The organism is Staphylococcus coagulans, assembly GCF_002901995.1.
GTDB lineage: Bacteria > Bacillota > Bacilli > Staphylococcales > Staphylococcaceae > Staphylococcus > Staphylococcus coagulans.
The window spans coordinates 1-482 of the sequence record NZ_PPQN01000076.1 but is presented as its reverse complement, the minus strand read 5'-3'; the positions used below and the strand labels follow the sequence as shown (position 1 = coordinate 482).

Annotated in this window: 1 pseudogene; it reads right to left on the bottom strand. The window is 44.0% G+C overall.

The window, feature by feature from the left end:
• Positions 1–482, bottom strand: a pseudogene (locus CD118_RS12055) (hypothetical protein); the annotation flags it as partial.

Here is a 482-nt window from a genome sequence, read left to right as displayed (position 1 = left end):
GTTTCAAATTCAAATCGAGTAGCGAGCGAGTCAGCATCAACAAGTGACTCCGTATCAACATCAAATCGATTAGTTAGCGAGTCGACATCAGTGAGTGATTCAAATTCCGCATCAGTGGCTAATAGTGATTCCGTATCAACAAGTGAATCGGTTTCAAATTCAAATCGATTAGCAAGCGAGTCGACGTCAACAAGCGCTTCAACGTCGGTGAGTGAATCAGCTTCTGCATCAGTAGCTAAGAGTGCATCAGCATCAACAAGTGATTCAGTATCAACATCAAACCGATTAGCAAGTGAGTCGACGTCAACAAGTGCGTCAACATCGGTGAGTGAATCAGCTTCCGTATCAGCAGCTAAGAGCACATCAACATCAGCAAGCGAATCGGTTTCAAATTCAAATCGAGTAGCGAGCGAGTCAGCATCAACAAGTGACTCCGTATCAACATCAAATCGATTAGTTAGCGAGTCGACATCAGTGAGTGA